The following is an 18,153-nucleotide window of genomic DNA, read 5'->3' on the forward strand; positions in this document are numbered from 1 at the left end:
GCAGTCCACGACCGTACGAAAGAGGGCCACGGCCGCCGGCCGTGGCCCTCCGTCACGCCCGGGCGGCGGGCGCCGTGCGCGGGGCGCCGCCCGCCGCGCCCCGCTCCAGGATCCTGGTCATGCCCTCGGCCAGCGCGGTCGCCGTGGCCGGGTCGAAGACATCCGTCGCGTACTCCAGGACGCCCGCCACTCCGGCCGGATCGCCCTCGGGGCCGTAGCGCTCCACCACCTTGAAGCACAGGTCGAACTTGGCCACGCCCAGGTCCACCGGCTCGTGGCGGGCCGTCAGACCGGCCAGCCGGGGCGGCGCGGCCTCCTCCACCTGGAAGGCCAGCATCACCTGCGCCAGCGGGTGCACCTCCAGCGAACGGGCCGGATTGACCAGTTCGACGAGATGCTCGAACGGCAGGTCCTGGTGGGCGAAGGCGGCCAGGTCCGCCTCCCTGACCCTGTCGAGCAGCGCCGGGAAGTCCGGATCGCCCGAGGCGTCCACGCGCAGCACCAGGGTGCGTACGAAGAAGCCCACCAGGTCCTCCAGGACCGCGTCGCCCCGGTCGGACACCACGGTCGCCACCACGATGTCGTCGCCCGCGCCCCGCTCCCGCAGCAGCGCGGCCAGCGCCGCGTGCACCACCGTGAAGGTCGAGGTGCGCCGGGCGTTCGCGAGCGCGCGCAGCGCCCGGTGCGGTCCGGCCGCGAGGGAGAACGGCACGGACCCCCCGGCCCCCGAGCGGACCGCGGGCCGCGGCCGGTCCAGCGGCAGCGGGATCGCGGTCGGCAGTCCGGCCAACTTGGCCTCCCAGTAGCGGTACTGACGCCCCAGGAGGCCCGCGCGGCCGGTCTCGGCCGAGGCGAAGAGGTCGCGCTGCCAGACGGCGTAGTCGGCGTACTGCACGGGCAGCGGCGCCCAGGCGGGGGCGTGCCCGGCCGTCCGCGCGTCGTACGCGGCGGCCAGGTCGCGCAGCAGGGGCTCCAGCGAGACCCCGTCGCAGGCCACGTGGTGCAGCACGAGCAGCAGTACCTGGGTGTCCTCGCCGAGGTGGCACAGCAGGCCCCGCACCGGTGGATCGGCGGCCAGGTCGAAGGGGGCCCGGGCGGCCGCGCGCAGCTCGGTGGCCAGTGCCTCGGGCGCCACGTCGGTCTCGTCGAGGACCGGCACGGCGGCCGCCCCGTCCCGGACCCGCTGGGTGATCTGCCCCTCCTCCATGACCAGGACCGTGCGCAGCACCTCGTGGCGGTGGACGACGTCGGCGAGGGCGCGGCGCAGCGCCGGCACGTCGACCCGGCCGGTGAGACGCAGGGCGAACGGCTCGTTGTAGCGGGGGCTGGGGCCTTCCAGTTGGTCGAGGACCCACAGGCTCTGCTGGGCGAACGAGGCGGGTGCGGGCCCGTAGCCGCCGCGCGGGGCGACCGGGGGGCGGGCCGGATCGACCCGGCCGAGCAGCACGGCCAGTTCGGCCACCGAGGGGCTGGCGAGGACGTCGCCGAAGGTCAGTTCGGCCTGGAACTCCTTACGGATCCGGGCGGTGAGTTCGGCGGCGAGCAGCGAGTGGCCGCCGATGTCGTAGAAGCTCTCGCGGACGCCGACGGCGGGGACCTTGAGCACCTCGGCGAAGATCTTCGCGAGCCGTTCCTCGTCGTCGGTGCCGGGCCGCTCGGAGACGTCGGGGCCGGTGAACACCGGCTCGGGCAGGGCCTTGCGGTCCACCTTGCCGTTGGAGTTGAGCGGGAAGGCGGCCAGGACGGTGAAGGTGGCCGGGACCATCACCGGCGGCAGCGTCCGCCGCAGCTCGGCGCGCGTGGTCGGGCCGAGGGCCGCCGGGTCCGTACCGGGGGCGGGCACGAGATAGGCGTCGATCCGCCGCTCCCCGCCCGCCCCGGCGGTGACCAGGGCGACGTCCCGCACCCCGGGCGCGGCGCGCAGGGCCGCCTCGATCTCGCCGAGTTCGATGCGGATGCCGCGGATCTTGATCTGGTGGTCGGTGCGGCCGAGGTACTCGAACGAGCCGTCGCGCAGCCGGCGGACCAGGTCGCCGGTGTGGTACATGCGTGCGCCGGGCGGGCCGTACGGGTCGGGCAGGAAGCGCTCGGCGGTGAGCCCGGGGCGGTCGGAGTAGCCGCGCGCCAGGCAGAGCCCGGAGGCGTACAACTCACCGGCCACACCAGGCGGGACCAGCCGGAGTTCGTCGTCGAGCACGTATACGGAGGCGTTCCACACCGCGTGCCCGACGGGCGCGGTCGCCGGCCACGCGGCCACGTCGGCGGGGAGCGCGTACGAGGTGACGGCGTGCGTCTCGGTGGGCCCGTAGTGGTTGTACAGGCGCCGGTCGGGCCGCAGCCGGAAGAACTCCCGGAGCGTCTCGCTCAGCACCAGCGCCTCGCCCGCCTGCGCGACGCGGGTCAGCGCGGGCAGGGTCCGGCCCTGCTCCAGGGCGGCCTGGCAGATCAGCTCGATGACCACGTTGGGCGCGAAGAGGTCGGTGACACCGTGCTCCTCCAGCCAGGGCGCGAAGTCCCGGGGACTGCTGCGCACGTCCTCGGGGACGATGGCCAGGGTCGCGCCCGAGAACAGCGTGGAGAGCACCTCCTGGACCGAGATGTCGAAGCTGACCGAGGTGAACTGGACGGTGACCCGGCCGGGTGCGCCCGGCAGCTCGTCGAGGTGCCAGGCCATCAGGTTGCGGACGGCCTCCTGGGTCATGAGGACGCCCTTGGGACGGCCGGTGGAGCCGGAGGTGTACAGCAGGTACGCCGGGGTCGCCCCGGCCACCGGGGAGATCAGCTCCTCGGAGGTCAGGTCGTCCGAGCGCTGCCCGGCGCAGGCGGACAGCTCCGGATCGAGCACCAGGACGGGGGCGGGCCCGGCGGGGACGAGTTCACCGCACCGCTGCTCCGTCACCGTCACCACCGGTGCGGCGTCCGCCAGCATCAGGGCCACGCGCTCGGGCGGGAGTTCGGGGTCGATCGGCAGGTAGGTGGCGCCGGCCTTCAGCACCGCGAGGAAGGCGGTCACCGACAGCTCGGAGCGGGGCAGCACGATCGCGACGACCCGCTCGGGTCCGGCGCCGGCCGCCACCAGGGTACGGGCCAGCCGGTTGGCGCGGGCGTTGAGCTGCGCGTACGAGCGCCGCAGCGAGCCGTCAACGACGGCGACGGCCTCCCCGGACAGCGTGGCCCGCCGCTCGAACCACCCGGCGAGGGTTCCTTCGGGCACCTCGCCCGCGTGTCCCTCGCCGATGAGGCCGACGGCCTCCCCGGGCAGCAGGCAGGGGATGGTGCCGAGCCGCGCATCGGGCGCGCGTACGGCCCGGGTGAGCACCCGGACGAGCCGATCGCACAGGTCCTGGGCGTCGTCGCGGTCGAGGACGGCGAGGGGGAAGGTGAGGCGTACGTGGGAGCGAACGGCGCCGGGGCCGGCGGCGGTCTCCGTGTGCAGGGTGAACCAGAGTGCGTCGGCGCGCCCGGGCTCCGGCGGCGGCGGGGCGGTGTCGACGGCGGCGCCGACCTGGAAGAGCGGCAGGCCGGGGGTGGCGCGGGCGGTGTTGACGGAGGCGGCGAGCTCCGCGTACGGGACGCCGTCCTGGTCGGCGGCGGTCCGCTCGGCGGAGCGGACGGCGGCCACCAGCGCGTGGAAGTCCCGCTCGGGCGAGGTGGTGACCCGGAGCACCCGGACGCCGGCGGCCGTGCCCGGCGCGGTGGTGCCCAGCGGCAGGTCGGTACCGGCTCGCAGCAGGGTGAGCAGCGCGGCCACACCGGCCGTGAACACGGTCCCGGCCCCGGCGGCCCCGGAGGGGTCGGCGTCCCCGCCCCCCGCGAGGACGGTCATGGCCTCGCGGAGGCGGGGATCGATGCGGCACTCGGCGACGGCCGTGACGGCCGAAGCCCCGGCCGTGGGGGCCGTGGTGGGGGCGCTCGGCGGGCCGGTCTCGTCGGACCGGCGCACGCCGGGCAGGTCGATCTTCTCCGGCAGGTCGGCCAGGGCCTGCTGCCAGGTCGTACGGATGGTCGGCGGCGTCGCCATGCGGATCTTCCCTCGGTCCGGGCCGCGGCACCGCGCCGCGGCCGTGGTTGGGCTGCGCTGGGGTGGGTGCGGTCCGGCTCGGGGGCCGGCTCAGCTGACGAGGACCGCCTTCATGACGGACCCGGCGGCGACATCCGCGAGCGCCCGGCCGTGCTCCTCCAGGGGGTAGCCGGTCACGAGCCGGGCCAGGTCGAAGCGGCGGCCGAGCGCGGGCAGCAGCGCCACGTACTGCACCAGGTGGGCCCCGGTGAACGCCCAGGAGCCGACCACGTCCAACTGCCGGTGGACGATCTGGTGCGGGTTGACCAGGGTGTTGCCGCTGTCGGTGTACTGGCCGACCACCAGGTACGAGCCGCCCCGGCGGGCCAGTCGCAGGCCCTGGTCGATCGCCGCCGGCACCCCGGTGGCCTCGATGACCAGGTCGGCGCCGCGGCCGCCGGTGAGTTCGGTCACCTCGGCGAGGACCGCGGCCTGGTCGGCCGCCGACACGATGTCCACGTGGTGGTCGCCGATCCCGGCCTCGGCCGCCGTCTTGAGCCGCTCTCCGGGGCCGCCGACGAGGATGACCTGCGCCGCGCCGGAGAGCTGGGCGAGGGCCGCGGCGGCGAGGCCGACGGGGCCGCTGCCCTGGACGACGACCGTCTCGCCGACCCGGACCGGGCGCCGCTCGTACAGGGCGTGGACCATGGTCGGTCCCGCGCACGCCAGCGACATGGCGGCGAGCGGGTCGACGCCGTCGGGGACCTTCACCACGGTGGTGCCGGGCCGCAGGCAGATGTACTCGGCCCAGGAGCCGGAGAGGCCGGGTTCCTGGTCGGTGGGCCGGTTCACCCCGTAGGTCCGGCGGCGCTCGCACAGCGTGGGCTCGCGGTGGATCCGGCAGGGCACGCACTGACCGCAGGCGATCGAGGAGGCCCACATCACCGTGTCGCCGACGCGCAGCGGCGTGCCGTGGACGTCGAAGCCGGCCCGTGCGCCCAGCTCGTGCACGGTGCCGAGGCCCTCGTGGCCGAGGACCAGCGGTGTGGGCACCTCCAGGTGACCCTGCTGAAGGTGCAGATCGGTGCCGCACACGCCGCCGTACCGGCTGGCGACGATCATTCCGCCGTCCGGTGCCGGCGGAACCGGGAACTCCTGGAGCTCCAGCGGCCGGCCGAACTCGACGAGGACGACGGCGCGTCCGGTGCTCATGCGACCACCTCCAGCGCGGGCACGATCTCCTCGGTCGTCATCTCCAGCGGCGCGGTGTCGCGCCCCACGACGTACTCGGGGCGCGGCTCGCCCACCGGGTGCGGCACGTTGTCGACGTCGTTGTACGTCACGATCAGCAGCCGCCGCGGGAAGGGGGCCATGTTCGGGGCGGAGCCGTGCACGATCTCGGGGTCGAACAGGACGACCGTGCCCGCCCCGCCCTTGGCGCTGGTCAGGCCGTGCCGCGCGACGAGGCCCCGCATGTCGTCCTGGGTGAGTGCGATGTCCTCCGGGTCGACATGCTGCTCGGAGACGGCCGCGCCGCCGGTCCGGCCCTTCTTCACCAGGCCGTCGACGTGCGAGCCCGGGCAGAAGACCACGGGTCCGTTGAACTCGTTGACCTCGTCGAGGAAGACTCCGACGTTGACGAGCCAGGGCTCCGCCAGGTTGTCCGCCATCTGCCAGGCGGTGAAGTCCTGGTGCCAGGACCAGCCGGCCCCGGAGAAGGCCGCCTTGGCGTTGGTCTTGAACTGATAGATGTAAGCCTCGCTGTCGAGCAGCTGCCGCACGGGCCCGAGGACCCTCGGGGAGCGGATGAGCGCGGCGAACTCGGGCCGGCGGACGTGGGAGGCGTAGACGGCTCTGACCTCGCCGCTCTCCTCCTCGATCACCCGGTGGTCGCCGGGCACGCGGGCGTCCTGCTCGAAGGCGTCCTGGAGGGCCCGGGCCTCGTCGGGGCTGAACAACTGGTCGAGGATCAGGTAGCCCTGAGTCCGGAATTGCCGCACCTGGTCTTGGGTGAGTCGCATGTGATCACTCTGCTCACGGGTAGGGGGGATCAGGACCAGACCTGGAGCGGGCCGCGCCCGGTCACGCCCAGGAAGAACGAGAGACTGACGCGGCGGCCGTCGCCGCCGATCTCGTTGACCGCGTGGAAGTTGCGCGAGTCGAAGATGACCGCGTCGCCGGTCTGCGGCCGGGCCACGGCGACCGGCTCCTCCTCGACGACCTTCTCGTCGTAGCCGTATCCGTCACGGAACATCTCGTCCGCCGGGCGCCAGCGGTGCCGGTAGACGCGGGTCTCGCCGCCCTCCTCGGGCATCGAGAGGTACCAGTTCAGCGTGAGGAAGCCGGCCGGCGTCTCGTCGAGGATGCCGGGGAACTCCCGGACGATCTCGTCGAAGTGGAGCTTGGCGCCGCTCGATATCTCGCGGATCATGCCCGCGAACAGTTCGCGCCCCCTCGACCGGGCGGGCACGACCTCGTCGCCCCAGGCCCGGGAGACCCGCTCCACGGCCAGGTCCATCGGGTCCGAGCCGTGGTGGAGCTTCCCGCGCAGCCGGCGCGCGTTCTCGGCGTTCTCCCAGTACTCCTCGGTCAGCGTGTGGGCTCCGTAGAAGTCGTACGCGGCCGGGCCGATCTTGGCGATCGGCGGGAAGATCAGGTTCTCGTCGTAGGCGCCGAACTCGCGGTGGTCCAGGCCCTCCATGATGTCGGCGCACTCCTGGGTGGAGGAGAAACCGCGGATGCGGACCGCGCCGAGCACGCCGACGACCAGGCGCAGGATGTGGTCACGGGTGAGCTCGTCGACCGTCTCGGAGTCGAAGAGCGTGAAGATCGGGGACGCGTTGGTGCTGACGTCCCCGGGGGCGGGGTCGAGGGCGGGGGCGGGGTCGAGGTCAGGCATCCCGCACCTGCTCCATGAAGACCCGGAGGCTGAGCGGACGCATGTCCGTCCACAGCTCCTCGATCCGGCTCAGGCACTCCTCCTTGGGCGCGGGCTCGCCCACGGACTCCCAGCCCTGCGGGAGTTCACGGTCGGCGCGCCAGACCGAGTACTGCTCCTCGTGGTTACGGACGACGAGGTACCGCTCCAGCGTCAGCTGCGTGTCACTCATGTATGCCTCCAATGGTGAGGGGGAAGAGGGGGCGGTCGGTGAGCCCCCGGGGTTCGTCCTCGGTGATCAGGCTGAGCCCGACCGCGTATTCGATGAAGTCCCGCTCTCCGTGTTCCGTCGCCCGGGCCAGCGCCACGGCGGCGTGCCGGCGGTCGGTCTCGTCACGGTCCTGCGAGAGCTTGAAACGGCCGACGAGCTCGTCGATCTCCAGCTCGAAGCCGACGATGCCGCCGATGATGCGGCCGATGCGCGGGTCCTCCGGGCGCAGCCGGTTGTCGGGCTCGGAGTGCTCCGCGATGCCGATGAGGCCGTGGACCAGGGTGTCCACGTCCTCCATCACCCGTACCCGGCCGCGGACGTGCACGGACATGGAGTTCCAGGTCGGCAGCGGGTCGCTCTCGAAGAGGGCGGGCGGCATGTAGGCGTTGGGGCCGTGGAAGACCGCGAGCATCGGACGCCCGTCGATGAGCCCGGCGTGCTCGTTCGCCCGGTCCAGGTGTCCGAAGAGGACGCCCTTGGCGCCGCGTGAGCGATCGAGTATGAGCGGGAGGTGGGTGGCGAAGGGCTCGTCGCCGGAGCGCGCGGAGATCAGGGTGGCGAAGCGGAAACGCTCCATGAGCGCGTACAGCTTCTCCTGATCGTGCTCCACGTACGCGGGCGGCGGGTACACCGCCGTACGGGGGGCCACGGGTGCGGCGGCCGTGCCGGTCCCGGTGGTCCTGGCGGTCACGACGCCGTGCGCGGCGTGCGCGGCGTCGGCGGCACCGACGGTGGTCCCGTTCGCGACGAGCGGGGACATCACCGGGCAGCCGCCGATGAGGGCCGTCGGCACCCGGTCGGCGATGTCCTCGACGATCTCCTGGGAGCGGAAGGGCAGCAGCGACAGCAGGGTGTCGCCGAGGCCGAACTGCGCCTCGCCGAAGCCCTGGAGGTACAGCCCGGCCCGCAGGTCGGGGGAGGTACGGGCCCGGTAGCTGCGGGTCAGCGAGACCCCACCGTCGTCCTCGCGCTCCACCAGGTGCGGCAGGACGTCCGTGAAGATCTCCGGGTCGAGCACGCGGTCGTACCCGGTCGCGAGCACCACGCCGTCACAGCGCAGCTCCTCGTCCGGCCGCTCCTGGAGCTGGGTCCTGAGGGTGGCGACCAGCCCGTCGCCGTCGTCGCGGACCGCGCCGAGCCGGGAGAAGGAGTGGATGTGCAGCCGGCGGCGGCCCTTGACCTCGTCCAGGTAGGCGGTGTGGAAGAGCCGGTCGAGGAGGTCCTCACGGACCACGCCGTAGTTGGCGTCCCGCAGCTGGGCCTGGACCACCGCGCGGTGCTCGGGCGTCATGCCGTAGAGGGAGTCGACGCCGTCCGCGTAGAACTGCTCGTTCACGAAAGGGCTGTTGTCGGTGGGCTGGAGCGTATAGCCGGAGACGACCAGGTGCACCTCGGCGCGGTCGTGGTGGCCGAGGATGTACTCCGCGATCTCGCCCGCGCTCTGCCCGCCTCCGACGACCACGAAGCGGTACGGCTCGTCGGGGTCCTTGAACCGCTCGGGGAAGCGGAACAGGAACTCGCTGGAGTGGATGACCGACGGGCTGTCCACGACATCGGCGGGGCGGGCGGGGCGGCCGCCCCCCGCGTGCACGACGTTCCGCGCGTAGGAGGTGACGGTCCGGCCGGTGGCCACCTCCTCCGTCTCGACGCGGAAGAGCGAGAGCGCGCTGCCGTCGCCCGTCACCGGCGTGACCCGCTTGACCCGGGTGCCGTAGCGGACCTGGTCGGTGAAGTGCCCGGCGACCCACTTCAGGTAGTCGTCGTACTCGATCCGCGTGGGCCGGAACTCGTTGAGGTTGACGAAGCGCTCCAGGCGCCCCTTGGCCTTCGTGTACTGGAGGAACGAGTAGGGGCTCGCCGGATTCCGCAGCGACACCAGGTCCTTGAGGAAGGAGATCTGCATGCGGGCGCCGTCGATGAGCATGCCCAGGTGCCAGGCGACGCCCTCGTTGCGCTCGAGGAACAGGCACGAGAGAGCCGGGTTCTGCTCCCGGGCGCAGACGGCGAGGGCCAGGTTGGAGGGGCCGAAGCCGATGCCAAGAAGATCGTAGGGAGCTTCCTCGGTGCCCGCCAGGGCCTCGCTCTCAGGGGCTGTGCCTTCGTTTCTCACAACTACTCCTCTGAAAAGGTCCGTTCTTACGCGGGGAGCGATTTCCGATGATGCCCGCACCTGCCGGCCGGCGTGATCGACTGCGCTGCACGGTCGAACACCCCGGCCGGGTGTCGCTCTCAGACGCTCAAACGGGTCTTGACCTCGGCGAAATAGGGAATGTGCCGGTAATCGCGGGACTCGGCGTCGTAGTCGGTGTACTGGTTGGTGAAGTCGAGCAGGCGCTGCTTCACCGTCTCGACCGGGTCCCGGTGAATTCCGGATTCGATGCGCTCGATCTCCGACAGGAAGTCGCGGAGCACGTCGGGGAGCCGCTCCTCCAGGCGGATCCGGCCGTCGACGAGACCGATGCCGCCGTTGCCCTCCAGGTAGTTGAAGAGCAGCTGCGAGGCGACCGCGTCGTAGTTGGGGCGCGGGATGCCCTCGACGGCGTAGCGGAGGAGGCGCTCGGCGAGGATGAACTCGTACGCGGCCTTCGCCTCGGCGCGGGGCAGCTTGGTGTCGTGCAGGCACACGAGCATGCCGGAGACGTCGACGCGCAGCTCCTCGAGGCCGGCCAGCGGCTTCAGCTTCTTCGCCGAGAGGTACTCCGGGATGGGCATGTCGCCCTGGCGGTGGTGGTACTCGTGCAGCCGTACCCACCAGGACGAAGCCTGCTCGACCTTTCGGTCGGAGGCGCCCTGGATCATCGGGAGGCTGCCCGGTTCCATCACCTCCTCGATGAGCAGCCGGGTGATCCGGTTGTGCCGTTCGACGAATTTGTCGATGAAGTAGAAGATGAGGTCGTCCGGCTCCTGGATGCCGTCGATGTGGTTCTCCGGGAAGAGCGCCACGACGACCCGGGAGCCGAATCCGGTGGTCTTGCCCGTGATGTTCACGGGCATGGTGTTGCTGGCGTAGCGCTCGGCCAGGTACGGGTCGGTCGGCAGCGTGTCGTAGGAGAGCGCGTCCAGGTTCAGGCGGGGGAAGTACGAGGCGTCGAAGAGCGAGAAGAGGACGCGGTCGCGCTGGTTGTTGATGTGCGCCTTGGTCGCTTCGAGACGCTTTCCCGGGACGAAGACGTCGAGGTCCTCAAGAAATGCCTGGACGGCCGGCTGACTGCGCAGGACGCGACTGGAGCCGAGTTTCCGCGACAGTTCCTTGAGTTCTCTCTCACCTCTCAGGAACTGACGCTCGGGGAGGGTCGCCCGTATGACTTCTATTTCGGCGAATACCTCGGTCATGTCACCCATGGAAATACCTTTCCGGACGGCACCCCGGGGGTCCCGAAGCGACCCCGGGATGGTGGTGGAATTCCGCAGTTCTGTTGCGGACGGGGCAGGGGTCAGCAGGCGTCGCGGCTGCGCTCTTCCAGCGCGGTGGCGAAGTCGAGCCAGGCGTAGGCGTACTCGCGGGCGAGGGCCGCCACCGGGTCGATGTTGTGCGCCGGGATCCGCTCGGCGACCTCGGGGCAGGCGGCCACCGCGCGGCGGCAGTCGTCGAGCCAGCGGATCAGCCGCCGGCCGATGTTGTTGTAGCGGAGCGACGGGTCCTTGGTCAGCGAGGCGATGATCGCGGCGGGGTTCGCGGGCGCCTCGCGCTCCGACTCGGGCAGCGGCCTCGGCGGCACCGGTCTCTCGGGCTCGGCCTCGCCCTCCGGCTGTGCCAGGCGGCGCCGGGACACCGGGTCCTCCCCGGCGAGGACGCGTTTACGCACGTCGTGCACTGTCGACGGGGACATTCCGACGCGCTGGGCGATCTCGCGGATGGAGGCGGTCGGGTCGCTCATCAGCAGCTCGTACGCCTTCATCCGGCCGCTGGAACCGTCGACGGGCCGCGCCCTGCCGTCCTTGCCGACCCGCACCCCGGCGCTGCCGGAGTCCGCCGTGAGCTGTCCCCTGATGCGCCCGATCGTGCCGGCCGACAGGCCGGTCACGGAGGCGATCACCCGGTTCGACCAGTGGGCGTGGGAACCGATCAGACGCGCGGCGGCCGCGGCGCGGTCGCCGTGCGAGAGGAGCAGCCCCCGGCCCTGGACGGTGTTGAGGCGGACGGCGAGGACGAAGGCGTCGTCGGCCGTGCCGTCGAACATCCGGGCGGTGATCTCCTGGTGGCCGAGCAGTACCGCGGCCCGCACCCGGTGGTTGCCGTCGACCACCTGCATCGTGCGGGTGTCCACGACGATTGGCGGCAGACTGTCCCCGGCGGCCGCCAGCATGCGGCAGTGCACCTCGTTCAGCCCGCCGCGGCGCGGGGAGTCCCCGAGACGCAGCGCGTGGACCGGGAGGGAGACCGTCTCGACGTCCGCATCCGGGTCGAGGACGTCGACGGACACGGATTCTGGCAGATTCAGGGTGATGCTCACTTCTTCCTCCAGGCGATTCCACTGCGGTGCGGGGCCGGAAAGGAGAGGGGGCGTCATCCGGCGCCGGTACCGGTGTCGGTACTGGCGCCGCTTCCGCCTGGGCTGTGAGGTTTTCCGGGGGCACCGTTGACTGCGGAGTTCGAGAGCACGGCACAGGATTCGACGTACCAGCCCGCCAGTGCCGGCACGGCCGCCACGAGCCTCCGGCCCAGGGCGAGCGCGGCCTCGGCGCCCTCGTGCGCATCCGCCGCGGCGATGAAGACAGCCGCCAGGAATCCGTGCGGAGAGGCGGCGATCCGTACGTGTTCGAGCCCGTCGTCCCTGTGTGCGTGCGACCAGAAAGCGTCCGTCAGGAAGGCGCTGTCGAGCCGGGCTTCAGCCTGGTCGGCGTCCGTTCTGACGTCCACGACGACGGCGTACACGGAGTTCCGCTTCGCTCGGTGGCGAGGGGCCGGTCAGCCCCAGCCGAAGCCGGGCTCCGGAGTGGTCTCGATGAGGCGCTCGGTGGCGGGGGTGACCGTCGCGGGGGCCGCGACAGCGGCGTCGCTGACGGCGGCGAAGGCGGCGACGGCGGTCACGGCGAGGAGCGCTCTGCCGAGGAGAGCAGCGGAGTTCTGCATGGTTTTCCTTCCGTGGAACACAGGGGAGATCGAGAGGAGGCCGGCCTGCCGGGCTGTTCCGGCTCGCGGTGGCTTCAGGAGAGATACTGGTCCGCGCCCAGGGGGGTGTCAGCACCTTCCGGATTGCACCAACCGGCCAGGCTGGTTCGGGACGCATCCACGGGTCCGGGTCAGGCGGCCGACCTCGCACATCACGCACTTGGCCATACCCGGCCATGCACGTTGATGCCACGCCCTCCGGGCCCCGGAACGGCTCCGGCCGACGTCGTAGGCGAGGGGCCGGGCCGCCCGCGCCGGCCCGGCCCCTCGGCCGGCGGTTCCGGCCCTCTCCCCGAGGTGTGGGACTCATGTCGTACGCCGTGCCACTTGGCCGGGTCCGACCGATACTGGAAGCGGGCGGCATCCCGCCGCGCCGGAGATCCCACCAGTGAGCTGACGATGTATCGGAAGAGTCGGCATGAGGTCGGCGTCAGTACCGGCGGACCGCGCTTCGCAGCGCCGGACACCGCCAGTGTCATCACGCGCTCACATGCGTCCTGACCTGCGAAAGCTGTCCAGAGGCACATCTACTAGCCTACCTGGGAGATACCGTTGAAGATGCTCATCAATGTGCCGGAGACCGTCGTCGCGGATGCCCTGCGCGGAATGGCCGCCGCGTATCCGGGGCTCACCGTCGACGTGGACAACCGGGTGGTCGTGCGGCGGGACGCGCCCGTGGCCGGGAAGGTGGGGCTCGTGTCCGGGGGCGGGTCGGGGCATGAGCCGTTGCACGGGGGGTTCGTGGGGCCGGGGATGCTGTCGGCCGCGTGTCCCGGAGAGGTCTTCACCTCGCCCGTACCCGATCAGATGGTGCGCGCCGCCGCGGCGGTCGACAGCGGGGCCGGGGTGCTGTTCGTCGTCAAGAACTACACGGGCGACGTGCTCAACTTCGACATGGCCGCCGAGCTGGCCGAGGACGAAGGCGTCCGGATCGGGAAAGTGCTGGTCGACGACGATGTGGCGGTGACCGACAGCTCGTTCACCGCCGGGCGGCGCGGGACGGGCGCGACCCTGTTCGTGGAGAAGATCGCGGGCGCGGCGGCCGAGGCGGGGGCGCCGCTGGAGCGCGTCGAGTCGATCGGCCGGCGCGTGAACGGCAGCGCGCGGAGTTTCGGGGTCGCCCTCAGCGCGGTCGCCACGCCCGCCAAGGGCAGCCCCACCTTCGACCTGCCCCCGGGCGAGCTGGAGCTGGGCATCGGAATCCACGGCGAGCCGGGGCGCGAACGGCGCGCGATGATGACCTCCCGCGAGATCGCGGACTTCTCCGTGGACGCCGTACTGGAGGACCTGCGCCCCTCCGGACCGGTGATCGCGCTGGTCAACGGCATGGGCGGCACGCCGCTGCTGGAGCTGTACGGGTTCACGGCCGAGGTGCACCGGGTGCTGGGCGAGCGGGGCGTGGCGGTGGCCCGTACGCTCGTCGGCAACTATGTGACCTCGCTCGACATGGCGGGCTGCTCGGTGACCCTCTGCGAGGTCGACGAGGAACTGCTGCGCCTGTGGGACGCGCCGGTGGAGACCCCCGCGCTCCGCTGGGGCCGGTAGAACGGAGCTGGAGCGGAGCCGCGACAACGGGAAGGGCCGACCGTACGGGGCGAGGAGATCACGTGACCGGACAGACAGCCGACCAGGCAAGGGAAGAACCGCTCGACGCCGCCTTCTTCGTCCGCTGGCTCAGCACCGCGGCGACGGCCGTGGAGCGCGAGGCGGACCGGCTGACCGAACTGGACTCCGCCATCGGCGACGCCGACCACGGCAGCAATATGCGGCGCGGCTTCCGTGCCGTCACGGCGGCGCTCGAAGAGGAACCGCCGGCCTCCCCCGGCGCCGTGCTGGCGCTGGCGGGCCGACAGCTGATCTCCACCGTGGGCGGCGCGTCGGGACCGCTGTACGGAACGCTCCTGCGGCGTACGGGCAAGGCCCTCGGCGACGCGGCCGAGGTGACGCCCGCGCAGCTGGGCGAGGCGCTGCGGGTGGGCGTGGCGGCCGTGGCCCAGCTGGGCGGGGCGAGGGCCGGGGACAAGACGATGCTGGACGCGCTGGAACCCGCGGCCGGGGCGCTCGGTCCGTCGTACGCGACGTTCGCCGAGGCGGCGCGGGCGGCGCGGGACGGCGCCCTCGCCACCGTACCCCTCCAGGCGCGCAAGGGCAGGGCGAGCTACCTCGGCGAGCGGAGCATCGGCCACCAGGACCCGGGAGCGACCTCGTCCGCCCTGTTGATGACCGCGCTCGCGGACACGGCGGGGGCGGCGCTGACAGGTGAGGAGGAGGGCCGGTGAGCGCCGGGACTCCGGTCGGGATCGTGCTCGTCTCCCACAGCGGTGCGGTCGCCTCGGCCGTCGCCGAGCTGGCGCGCGGGCTGACCGGCGGCGGGGACACCGCGCCGGTGGCCGCCGCGGGCGGCACGCCGGACGGCGGGCTCGGCACCAGCTCCGGCCTGATCTCGGCGGCGGCGGCGCGGGTGGACCGCGGCGCGGGCGTGGCGATCCTGGTCGACCTCGGCAGCGCCGTACTGACCGTGAAGGCGATGCTCGCCGAGGGGGACGAGCTGCCGGAGGGCGCACGCCTCGTCGACGCGCCCTTCCTGGAGGGCGCGGTGGCCGCGACGGTCACCGCCTCGGCGGGCGGCGATCTGGACGCGGTGACGGCCGCCGCGTCGGAGGCGTACCGGTACCGCAAGGAATGACCGGCCGGCCCGACCCCCCGAGCCGGCGCCCGGCCGTCGTGGCCCGTCCCGCGACGTCCGGGTCACCGCGCGGGTCCGGGCCGTCGCACACGCCCGGGCCACCGCGCGGGTCCGGGCCACCGCCCCGCCTTGCTGATCGTCCGTTCCGGGCTCAGGCTCGATCTGGGGCCCCGAGACGGGAGAGACGCATGATGTCGGCCGGAACATCGGACGGATCACCGGGCGGGCTGCGCTGCCTGGTCACCGGAGCCACGGGCTACATCGGGGGCAGGCTCGTGCCCGAGCTGCTGGACGCGGGCCACGCGGTGCGCTGTCTGGCCCGCACCCCGCGGAAGCTGCGCGACTACCCCTGGGTGGACCGTACCGAGGTGGTGCGGGGCGATGTCACCGACGCCGCGTCGCTCACCTCGGCCATGGCGGGGGTCGACGTCGCGTACTACCTGGTGCACGCCCTGGGCACCGGTGCGGACTTCGCGGCCACGGACCGCCGGGCGGCCCGGACCTTCGCCGAACAGGCCAAGGCCGCCGGGGTCGGGCGCGTCGTCTACCTGGGCGGGCTCACCCCGGCCGGGGTCCCGGAGCGCGACCTCTCCCCGCACTTGCGTTCGCGCGCGGAGGTCGGCCACCTCCTGCTCGGCTCCGGCCCGCCGACCGTGGTGCTGCGGGCGGCGGTCATCATCGGCTCCGGTTCCGCGTCCTTCGAGATGCTGCGCTATCTGACCGAACGGCTGCCGGTGATGGTGACGCCCAGCTGGGTGCACACGTCCATTCAGCCGATCGCCGTCCGGGATGTGCTGCGCTATCTCGTGGGGTGCGCCGCCCTGCCCGGAACGGTCCACCGGGCCTTCGACATCGGCGGGCCGGAGGTGCTGACGTACCGGGACATGATGGAGCGGTACGCGGCGGTCGCTGGGCTGCCCAGGCGGCTCATCGTTCCCGTACCCGTGCTGACACCGACCCTCTCCAGCCACTGGGTCGGTCTGGTGACCCCGGTCCCCCGCTCGATCGCCCGGCCGCTGACCGAGTCCCTGCGCCACGAGGTCATCTGCCACGAGAAGGACATCGCGCGCTACGTGGCCGATCCGCCGGGCGGTCTGATCACCTTCGACCGCTCGGTCGAGCTGGCGCTGCGGCGCATCCAGGACGCACAGGTGGCGACCCGCTGGTCCTCCGCCGCGCTGCCGGGCGCGCCGAGCGACCCGCTGCCGACCGATCCGGACTGGGCGGGCGGCAGCCTGTACAGCGACCGCCGGCAGATGACGGTGGACGCCTCGCGGGCGGCGCTGTGGCGGGTGATCGAGGGCATCGGCGGTGAGAACGGCTGGTATTCCTTCCCGCTGGCCTGGTCGGTACGGGGATGGCTCGACCGGTTCGCGGGCGGGGTGGGGCTGCGCCGGGGCCGGCGGGACGCCCAGCGGCTGCGGGTCGGGGACTCGCTGGACTTCTGGCGGGTGGAGGAGATCGAGCCGGGCCGGCTGCTGCGGCTGCGCGCGGAGATGCGGCTGCCGGGGCTCGCGTGGCTGGAGTTGCGGGCGGACCGGGACGACGACGGCCGTACGGTGTTCCGGCAGCGGGCGCTGTTCCATCCGCGAGGGCTGCTGGGGCACGCCTACTGGTGGAGCGTGTCGCCCTTCCACTCGGTGGTGTTCGGCGGGATGGCCCGCAATATCTCGCGGGCGGCCGTCGCGCTGGAGAACGGCGCCGCCCCCGGCGCCGGCGCCGCCGCGGCTCGCGGTGGGGGCGGCACCGGTCTGCGGGGACGTTCGTTCTGACACGTCGGCGCGCGCGGAAGCCCGCCGGACGCGGCCGTACCGTCGTCCACCTCCGTGTGGCCCGTGAAGCCGCCGAGCCGTGCGCGGACATCGACGGACGTGCTCAGGTCGGTGTCCGCGCACGGCTCGGCGGTTCTGCCCGTGGGAGTCAGCCGTGGCTGGGCGCCGTGCCGTTCGGCTCCGGCGCGGTGCTCTCCGCTCCCCCGGAGTCCGGCACGGACTTCTCCAGCAGCACCGGCTCGGCGGGCGCGGCCACGGGAGACGCGGGCGTCGCGGGCGCGGGCGTACGGGTCAGGCGGCGGGCCAGCGGCTCCGTCCAGCGGGCGGCCAGCGGGCCGAGGATCACCAGGATCAGCACATAGGCGGTGGCCAGCGGCCCGATGCGCGGCTCCACCCCCACGGCGAGGCCCGCGATGACGATGGAGAACTCGCCGCGTGCCACGAGCGTGCCGCCGGTGCGCCAGCGGCCCGCCGTTCTGACTCCGGCGCGCTTGGCCGCGTACCAGCCGGTGCCGATCTTCGTCAGTGTGGTGACGGTGGCCAGGATGAGCGCCGGGACCAGGACCGGCGGAATGGCGGCCGGGTCCGTGTTGAGGCCGAAGAAGACGAAGAAGACGGCCGCGAACAGGTCGCGCAGCGGCGCGAGCAGATTGTGCGCGCCTTCCGCGACCTCGCCCGAGAGGGCGATGCCGACGAGGAACGCGCCGACCGCCGCCGAGACCTGGAGCTGCTGGGCGACCCCGGCGACCAGCACGGTCAGGCCGAGGACGACCAGGAGCAGCATCTCCGGGTTGTCGGAGGACACGGCCCGGCTGATCAGCCGGCCGTGCCGCAGCGCCAGATAGAGGACCGCGCCGACCGTACCGAGCGAGATCAGCAGGGTGAGGCTGCCGCCCGCGAGGCTGAGTCCGGCCAGCAGGGCGGTGAGCAGCGGCAGGTAGACGGCCATCGCGAGGTCTTCTATGACCAGGACACCGAGGATGACGGGGGTTTCCCTGTTGCCCAGCCGGCCGAGATCGCCGAGGACCTTGGCGATCACCCCCGACGAGGAGATCCAGGTGACACCCGCCAGGGCCACCGCCGCGACCGGGCCCCAGCCCAGGATCAGCGCGGCGGCGGCGCCCGGTACGGCGTTGAGTACGAAGTCGACGATGCCCGAGGGGTACTGGGTCTTGAGATTGGAGACCAGTTCGGACGCGCTGTACTCCAGACCCAGCAGGAGCAGCAGCAGGATCACGCCTATCTCGGCGCCGGTGGCGACGAACTCCTCGCTGGCGTTGAGCGGGAGCAGGCCGCCGTGTCCGAAGGCGAGTCCGGCGAGGAGATAGAGCGGGATGGCCGAGAAGCCCACGCGGCCGGCGAGCCGCCCCAGGATTCCCAGGCCCAGGATGATGGCCCCGAGTTCGATGAGCAGTGCGGTGGTTTCGTGCACG

15 protein-coding genes are annotated in these 18,153 nt (G+C 72.6%); 4 read left to right on the forward strand and 11 right to left on the reverse strand.

Annotation, left to right across the window (positions count from 1 at the left end; all coding sequences use genetic code 11):
* Positions 1-52: 52 nt before the first annotated feature.
* From ACFY6S_RS19110 to ACFY6S_RS19155, 10 genes are all read right to left on the reverse strand, one after another.
* Positions 53-4,021: an amino acid adenylation domain-containing protein gene (locus tag ACFY6S_RS19110; RefSeq protein WP_388818892.1), complete on the reverse strand. Its 3,969-nt coding sequence runs from the start codon at positions 4,019-4,021 to the stop codon at positions 53-55.
* 90 nt (positions 4,022-4,111) lie between these two features.
* Positions 4,112-5,212, reverse strand: coding sequence for a zinc-binding dehydrogenase (locus ACFY6S_RS19115; protein WP_388818895.1), 1,101 nt, complete (start codon positions 5,210-5,212; stop codon positions 4,112-4,114).
* Entirely contained in the window at positions 5,209-6,021 is an 813-nt protein-coding gene (locus ACFY6S_RS19120) for a phytanoyl-CoA dioxygenase family protein (protein ID WP_388818898.1), read from the reverse strand. Before ACFY6S_RS19120 ends, ACFY6S_RS19115 begins: the two co-directional genes overlap by 4 nt.
* Positions 6,022-6,050: 29 nt before the next feature.
* Positions 6,051-6,899, reverse strand: coding sequence for a putative 2OG-Fe(II) oxygenase (locus tag ACFY6S_RS19125; RefSeq protein ID WP_388818901.1), 849 nt, complete (start codon positions 6,897-6,899; stop codon positions 6,051-6,053).
* Positions 6,892-7,110: an MbtH family protein gene (locus ACFY6S_RS19130; RefSeq protein ID WP_388818904.1), complete on the reverse strand. Its 219-nt coding sequence runs from the start codon at positions 7,108-7,110 to the stop codon at positions 6,892-6,894. The genes ACFY6S_RS19125 and ACFY6S_RS19130 overlap by 8 nt, the downstream gene beginning before the upstream one ends.
* Positions 7,103-9,259, reverse strand: coding sequence for a SidA/IucD/PvdA family monooxygenase (locus ACFY6S_RS19135; RefSeq protein ID WP_388818906.1), 2,157 nt, complete (start codon positions 9,257-9,259; stop codon positions 7,103-7,105). The genes ACFY6S_RS19130 and ACFY6S_RS19135 overlap by 8 nt, the downstream gene beginning before the upstream one ends.
* Before the next feature lie 119 nt (positions 9,260-9,378).
* Positions 9,379-10,482: a DUF6421 family protein gene (locus ACFY6S_RS19140; RefSeq protein WP_388818909.1), complete on the reverse strand. Its 1,104-nt coding sequence runs from the start codon at positions 10,480-10,482 to the stop codon at positions 9,379-9,381.
* A gap of 101 nt (positions 10,483-10,583) precedes the next feature.
* Positions 10,584-11,603 (reverse strand): winged helix-turn-helix transcriptional regulator, encoded by a 1,020-nt coding sequence (locus ACFY6S_RS19145; RefSeq protein ID WP_388818912.1) that lies wholly within the window; start codon positions 11,601-11,603, stop codon positions 10,584-10,586.
* A 53-nt stretch (positions 11,604-11,656) separates the two neighbouring features.
* A complete protein-coding gene (locus ACFY6S_RS19150; RefSeq protein ID WP_388818915.1) occupies positions 11,657-12,010 on the reverse strand; it encodes a hypothetical protein in 354 nt (117 codons plus the stop codon).
* A gap of 48 nt (positions 12,011-12,058) precedes the next feature.
* Positions 12,059-12,223 carry a hypothetical protein gene (locus tag ACFY6S_RS19155; protein ID WP_388818918.1) on the reverse strand — a complete coding sequence of 55 codons (165 nt, stop codon included), beginning with the start codon at positions 12,221-12,223 and terminating at the stop codon, positions 12,059-12,061.
* Positions 12,224-12,814: 591 nt separating this feature from the next.
* On the opposite strand from ACFY6S_RS19155, the gene dhaK reads away from it, so the two are divergent.
* The 4 genes from dhaK (at position 12,815) to ACFY6S_RS19175 (ending at position 16,720) form a co-directional block, all read left to right on the forward strand.
* A complete protein-coding gene (gene dhaK / locus ACFY6S_RS19160) occupies positions 12,815-13,807 on the forward strand; it encodes a dihydroxyacetone kinase subunit DhaK (RefSeq protein ID WP_388818921.1) in 993 nt (330 codons plus the stop codon).
* A 62-nt stretch (positions 13,808-13,869) separates the two neighbouring features.
* Positions 13,870-14,541 (forward strand): dihydroxyacetone kinase subunit DhaL, encoded by a 672-nt coding sequence (dhaL, locus tag ACFY6S_RS19165; RefSeq protein WP_388818924.1) that lies wholly within the window; start codon positions 13,870-13,872, stop codon positions 14,539-14,541.
* On the forward strand, positions 14,538-14,948 hold the full coding sequence (locus ACFY6S_RS19170) for a PTS-dependent dihydroxyacetone kinase phosphotransferase subunit DhaM (protein ID WP_388818928.1): 411 nt from the start codon (positions 14,538-14,540) through the stop codon (positions 14,946-14,948). Before dhaL ends, ACFY6S_RS19170 begins: the two co-directional genes overlap by 4 nt.
* A 188-nt stretch (positions 14,949-15,136) precedes the next feature.
* The gene (locus tag ACFY6S_RS19175) at positions 15,137-16,720 is read left to right on the forward strand and encodes an SDR family oxidoreductase (RefSeq protein ID WP_388818930.1); all 1,584 of its coding nucleotides are present in this window, start codon (positions 15,137-15,139) and stop codon (positions 16,718-16,720) included.
* 148 nt (positions 16,721-16,868) lie between these two features.
* Here ACFY6S_RS19175 and ACFY6S_RS19180 read toward each other — a convergent pair whose 3' ends face one another.
* A complete protein-coding gene (locus tag ACFY6S_RS19180; protein WP_388818933.1) occupies positions 16,869-18,152 on the reverse strand; it encodes a cation:proton antiporter in 1,284 nt (427 codons plus the stop codon).
* Position 18,153: the final 1 nt, after the last annotated feature.

Origin of the sequence: Streptomyces sp. NPDC012835 (genome assembly GCF_042900885.1) — a bacterium.
Lineage (GTDB): Bacteria > Actinomycetota > Actinomycetes > Streptomycetales > Streptomycetaceae > Streptomyces.